Source organism: Paraburkholderia sp. J8-2 (assembly GCF_905220195.1).
GTDB lineage: Bacteria > Pseudomonadota > Gammaproteobacteria > Burkholderiales > Burkholderiaceae > Paraburkholderia.
The window spans coordinates 1-5,028 of record NZ_CAJMZA010000066.1; the positions used below are offsets into that span (position 1 = coordinate 1).

7 protein-coding genes and 1 pseudogene are annotated in these 5,028 nt (G+C 58.5%); 5 read left to right on the forward strand and 3 right to left on the reverse strand.

The window, feature by feature from the left end; genetic code table 11:
- The 4 genes and pseudogenes from U5A52_RS42575 to U5A52_RS42590 form a co-directional block, all read left to right on the forward strand.
- A pseudogene (locus tag U5A52_RS42575) lies at positions 1 to 199 on the forward strand (hypothetical protein); the annotation flags it as partial.
- A 669-nt stretch (positions 200 to 868) separates the two neighbouring features.
- Positions 869 to 1,246 (forward strand): hypothetical protein, encoded by a 378-nt coding sequence (locus U5A52_RS42580; protein ID WP_415774144.1) that lies wholly within the window; start codon positions 869 to 871, stop codon positions 1,244 to 1,246.
- Between the two features lie 11 nt (positions 1,247 to 1,257).
- A complete protein-coding gene (locus U5A52_RS42585) occupies positions 1,258 to 1,479 on the forward strand; it encodes a hypothetical protein (RefSeq protein ID WP_321940376.1) in 222 nt (73 codons plus the stop codon).
- A gap of 183 nt (positions 1,480 to 1,662) precedes the next feature.
- Entirely contained in the window at positions 1,663 to 2,175 is a 513-nt protein-coding gene (locus tag U5A52_RS42590; protein WP_321940383.1) for a hypothetical protein, read from the forward strand.
- Positions 2,176 to 2,581: 406 nt separating this feature from the next.
- Here U5A52_RS42590 and U5A52_RS42595 read toward each other — a convergent pair whose 3' ends face one another.
- From U5A52_RS42595 to U5A52_RS42605, 3 genes are all read right to left on the reverse strand, one after another.
- The gene (locus U5A52_RS42595) at positions 2,582 to 3,295 is read right to left on the reverse strand and encodes a nucleoside-diphosphate sugar epimerase (protein ID WP_321940378.1); all 714 of its coding nucleotides are present in this window, start codon (positions 3,293 to 3,295) and stop codon (positions 2,582 to 2,584) included.
- Positions 3,217 to 3,501 carry an SDR family oxidoreductase gene (locus U5A52_RS42600; RefSeq protein ID WP_321940379.1) on the reverse strand — a complete coding sequence of 95 codons (285 nt, stop codon included), beginning with the start codon at positions 3,499 to 3,501 and terminating at the stop codon, positions 3,217 to 3,219. The genes U5A52_RS42595 and U5A52_RS42600 overlap by 79 nt, the downstream gene beginning before the upstream one ends.
- A 639-nt stretch (positions 3,502 to 4,140) precedes the next feature.
- A complete protein-coding gene (locus tag U5A52_RS42605) occupies positions 4,141 to 4,305 on the reverse strand; it encodes a hypothetical protein (RefSeq protein ID WP_321940380.1) in 165 nt (54 codons plus the stop codon).
- Positions 4,306 to 4,670: 365 nt separating this feature from the next.
- On the opposite strand from U5A52_RS42605, the gene U5A52_RS42610 reads away from it, so the two are divergent.
- On the forward strand, positions 4,671 to 5,028 hold a 358-nt coding region (locus U5A52_RS42610; RefSeq protein WP_321940382.1), incomplete at its 3' end, for a helix-turn-helix domain-containing protein.

Here is a 5,028-nt window from a genome sequence, read left to right on the forward strand (position 1 = left end):
CGGCTATCTCGAAGTGCTGAGTTCCGAAAACGACCTGTTCTCCGCCGAGCTCACCCTCGCCAGCCTGCAGGCCTCGCGCTATAGCCAGGTGATCAGCGTGTATCAGGCCATGGGCGGTGGCTGGGTGGATATCGCCGATTCGCATACGCCCGTGTCCCTGAGCGCCGAACGAAAGGTGAGCGCCCCGCAGGGCAGGTGAATTCACACAGGCTCCCGTGACATGGTCGTGCGTTCATGGAAGGACACTGTATTGCTCGCCGCCGCGTCGGCTGCGGGACGCGGCCCGTGAATCCGCCGATCATTCAAAAGCTGACACAAAGGCGTATTTAACCGCGTGAGTAAAACCGTACACAAGCGTATCGGAAAGGATGGCGAGCACTGGACAAGCTTACCCATTCGCGAACTATTTGGGCCGCCAATGGCAGGCATCTTCTCTCCGCAGCGAACGGCAGAGAGCATCCGCCGGTTTCGCGATTTGCCTTTTCCCCGATTCGGCATGCTGTAATGCCAGTGCGGCAATTCTGATCTATTCTCGAATAGCTGGCTGCCTGGACACGTCGTGCGCGAATCGTATTTCAGGGTTTTCATCAGGTATCCAGATGATGGATCGGGATGGCGCACTGCAGGCCATCGCATGCCCAACATTTGCTGGTCGAAGAAGGGGGAAATCGTTAGCAAACGGGCTGTATCAATCGGCAATTTCAGTATAAAAGATGCAGGCGGAAATGATGAGCAGCAGTCTGTGTGGGAGCGCGCTGTGCATGGAGCGGCTGCAACGAGACATGCCGACCAGTCAGTCGCAGAACACGATCGACGTTTCCGGGTGTAGTCTCCGGAAGGCCGCGGGACAACATTCATGGAGGATGTGATGGCAATCAAATCGCATTGGCGAACGCTGTTTTCTCTGAGTCTCCTGATACTGCCAATGATGGGCAACGTTGTGCACGCTCAGGGCATTCCCATTGTCACGGGGCAGCAGTGGGCGGCGTCTTCGGAAGCGGAAAAGAAAGCGTATCTCGTCGGCATCGCCAATCTGCTCGAGATCGAGCGCGCCTATGCCGGCAATAGCGCGAGCAGCAACGATATCTCGCTGCGATTTGGCAAGGGCATGAAGGGACAGACGCTCGACGGCGTGCGCCAGGGGTTGGACAACTATTACGCCTCGAATCCTGCAATGATCCAGCACCCCGTAATTGAAACCCTCTGGTTTCAAATGGTTTTGCCCGGTCTGCAGAAGAATCAGTGAGGAAACCGATCATGAAACGATTTGGATGGTTCGCAAGTGTGGGCACCCTCGTTACCGTCATCGGCTGCACGGATATGACTCCGCGTCAGCAGGGCACGATGAGCGGCGCGGCAATCGGGGCGGCCGGAGGCGCGGGCATTGCGGCGATCGCAGGTGGCGACGCGTGGACCGGTGCGATTATCGGAGGTGTCGCCGGCGGTGTGGCCGGCAATATACGCGGTGGCCATCAGTAGACTCGCCGGCTGGGTTGAGAGGCCGTTCCTCGACATGTTGGTGCTCATAAGACCAGCAGGAGTGTGAGCACCAATGCGCGGGAATGCTCGACAAGGGGCTTGTCGACGGTGATCTGTTGCCGCGATCAAGGGAAAGAATTCATGTTAGTCGACGCTGCGCGTATTCTGGACTCGGTGACACGAATGCCTCGTGTTCTCACAGCTTTGCGCCATGCAGTGGTGGTATCGGCTTCAGCGTTGACGCTGGCAGGTTGCGCCCAGCCGTGGCAGCAGTTTCATGCGGGCGAGGATCAATCCGCGATCATTGCGCGAATGGGTCAGCCGCGTGAAATTCATGAGCTCCCAGACGGAGGCCGCCGGCTCATGTGGCCGACGCAGCCGATGGGTACGACAAACGTCGTCGCTGACATCGATGCATCGGGCAAGATCGTGAATGTTCGCCAGGTGCTGCAGCTCAGCGAATTCCAACGGGCGCAGATCGGCAAGTGGACAAGCGATGAAGTGCGGAGCAATTTTGGACCGCCGGCGGAAAGCGGATTTTTCCGTCGTTCACAACGCGAAATCTGGTCGTATCGCTATTTAGAGAACAATATCACACCTATGATGTACCACTTCGCCTTTGACGCGAGCGGCGTGCTGCGTGAGGTGATGAGAACTCCGGACACCGATCGCGACCGGAATCTCCGGCGATTCTGATTCTCGCGTGATGCTGAGGATGGTGGCACTCGCGATAATGTCCTCAGGCTACTGCGTGTCCGGCTGCTACAGCCGATTCTACGATGCACGGCGTAGGCGAGATTGACTTCGCGGTCCATTGCATCATTCCGGTCGAGGCGAAGATTGTGAATCACGCGGTTGCGTAGCTTGTGGGGAGCGGCAACGACTACCAGCGTGAGTGCGTGCGGTGGTGTAGCTGCACGAAAGTAGTGAGGGAGGGAGCGGTTGCCCGAATCACGGATTGAGTCTCATAATTCGTTGGCCTTATGCACCGAGCCGGCCACCAATCGCTGCTGTCCGAAGATAAATGCGTAGACATCCGCCAGCAGCGCCGTGGTGTCCATCGGCCTGGCTGCGCCCGCATCCACATCTACAACGGTCGAGCCTACGCCAGCGGCACAGCCACTAGTGTCGACGGGTTGGCTCCCGGCCAATTTACGCGGTGGAGGTCAACACCGGCTGGATGGATCTCGGCGTAGCGGGTACGGAGCACGTGGCGGGCACGACGTCCCCTCGCGATGTCTTTGCGGTGGCCCACAACGGCATCGAACATCGCTTCGGCCGGTCCGGTCTGTCCCTTCGGGACGTCGAACTGTTCGAACGCTGCTGGCCACCCGGCCCGCGGGATGGCAAAGGCCTTGACGTCGCGCTGCAAGACTTTGCCCAGTTGGGCCGCGACTTCGTCCGCGCTGATCATGGAGCCAAGCTCGACGACACGATGCCCGGACCACACTGGCCCGCCCAGCGGCCTAGCCACCTCGGCGCCAATATCGTCGGTCGCGACCATAGTCGACTTCCGACTTGTTGCGTTGTAGAAGACGGGGGGCGTGCCGCCGTGGGCGACGTGCAGACCGTAAAGGAAATTTCTGAAGAAACCGCCGGCTCGCACGTAGGCGATCGGCAACGTCAGGTGGCGTAGTCCTTGCGCTAGAAGCGATAGGGCTGTGATCATTCCCAGCCCGCTGGTTCTGTTCGCACCCACCGACGAGAGCACAGCCACACGAGGCGGCGTTGCCCTGGTCATCGCTTCGACATAGTTCGCAATCGTGTTCTTTGCTTTTCTGAGATCAGGCGAGTGTGCCCAGACAGCCTGCAGCATGACAAATGCACCTTCGCCCCTTTGAGCGCTCTCTCTACAGCGGTCGCATCATCCCAGTCGCCGTTGACGAGTTCCACACCTTGATCCACCCAGTTCGCCGCCTGCTCGCGATAGCGGACCAGTGCCCGTACTTTCCTGCCTTGCGCCAACAGATATTGGGCCGTTGCGCCGCCTACGCTTCCTGTAATTCCCATTAACAAAAACATGTGTTTCTCCTGAAATTTGTATTGCCCTTAAACGCTAACACTTCTACGCATGGATCCAGTGTTATTGGAATCTATGGCTTCCATCCGCGGGTCCTCCACGCGCCAGCCTGAGGGTGATGTCGAAAGCCCGCAGCGACCAGTCTATGTCCCTGTTTTGCAGATGGCGCGGAAGGACGTATCACGTGCTAGGTGCTTGTCGTCCCGGCGGAAGGAGGACCAAGCTAACAACCAAAGAGGACCGTCGTGACGTCTGAATGTCCTGTGGGCCGACTTGGGAGGCGAGGGCAAGACAATATTCAGAACTGCTAAATTGATATGCGATGGAGACGCGGTTGTGGACGCGCTATCAGCGTCACGTCGCCCGGTTGATGGCCGTTGTCGACGAATCTGTGGGCGTGCAGCTTTCCATGTGCACCGGTCGACGAACGTCCGATTGTGGCTTTTCACAACTGGTTGGTTAGCTTGTCCCACGTTGATGCTGGGGCTTCCGGTTCCCGGAACTTACCACCAATATGATGCGTCTTCGCGTGGAATCAAAGAGCTTTATTGCAATTCATGCTGCGACCGGCGTTATCTCGTACCACTGGCCGTAGCGGCGTCCAGCAAATGCAGCGCAGACATGCGTGACCCTGGCACGCCTCATCGTGACTGCGCGTCGTCAATCTCACCAAGTCCGGCGACGGCGGCCAGATAGCGGTACGTGGCGGCATTGAGCGCTGTCATCAGCAGCAGTAGTTCGTCGTGCCTTTCAGGGTTGCCGCCCTTACAAACGAGACGCTGGAACTGGCCTCGTGCGTCCGCCATGGCTTGGTATGCGTTACATAACTCCTCTAGATCGCGCATAACACAGACCTCGTAATGTGGCGCACTAGGAATTGCGCGTGATGCGACCTATGACAGTCGGTAGAAGGCCGACGGCGTTGGTGGACGCAAGCCGGCTTCCGCTTGTGTGAGCGAATTGCGCTGGCCGGTGGCGGCCCGGCGCCTGGTGTCGTCATGCGCTCCACTATGGCAAAGATCGCCTTCAATCCGCTTTCGCTAATTCTGCTTTCTGCTGGCATACACAGCGATCAATGGGGAGGCAGAAATTTGGGAGAGCCTGATTGCGCATGCGTGAGATACCTGTAATTATTTTTGCGATCACAAACAGGCAGTGATGGGTGGCGACAATGGAAGAGAAAGATGGATTTCGCGGACCGCCGTGGACAGACCGGCGCGCTATCGCCGCGGAGATGCTGGAAATGGGGCAGACCATCCAGCAGGTAGCGGCGGCACTTGAACTCAGCCCCGCCACGGCTCGCCGCTATGCTGCGCTGTTCAAGGCCGGCGGCACGCGGTCGCTCTTACAGTTGAGCGATGTCGGACGCCGCAGGCAGCTTCCTGCAGAGGGTCTGAGCTGGCTCGTCGCTGCAATCAAACATGCACCTGGACTTCAGGGAATCCGGACGCCACGCTGGACCAGGGAGGCCATTGTCGCACTCGTCGAGCAGAAATTCGGCATCCGGTACTCACGATCGCACATCAATT

Excerpts from the sequence above, each read along its gene's own strand:
- U5A52_RS42580 (WP_415774144.1), top strand. The coding sequence starts at position 869 with ATGGCAATCAAATCGCATTGGCGAACGCTGTTTTCTCTGAGTCTCCTG.
- U5A52_RS42585 (WP_321940376.1), top strand. The coding sequence starts at position 1,258 with ATGAAACGATTTGGATGGTTCGCAAGTGTGGGCACCCTCGTTACCGTC.
- U5A52_RS42590 (WP_321940383.1), top strand. The coding sequence starts at position 1,663 with ATGCCTCGTGTTCTCACAGCTTTGCGCCATGCAGTGGTGGTATCGGCT.
- U5A52_RS42595 (WP_321940378.1), bottom strand. The coding sequence starts at position 3,295 with ATGCTGCAGGCTGTCTGGGCACACTCGCCTGATCTCAGAAAAGCAAAG.
- U5A52_RS42600 (WP_321940379.1), bottom strand. The coding sequence starts at position 3,501 with ATGTTTTTGTTAATGGGAATTACAGGAAGCGTAGGCGGCGCAACGGCC.
- U5A52_RS42605 (WP_321940380.1), bottom strand. The coding sequence starts at position 4,305 with ATGGCGGACGCACGAGGCCAGTTCCAGCGTCTCGTTTGTAAGGGCGGC.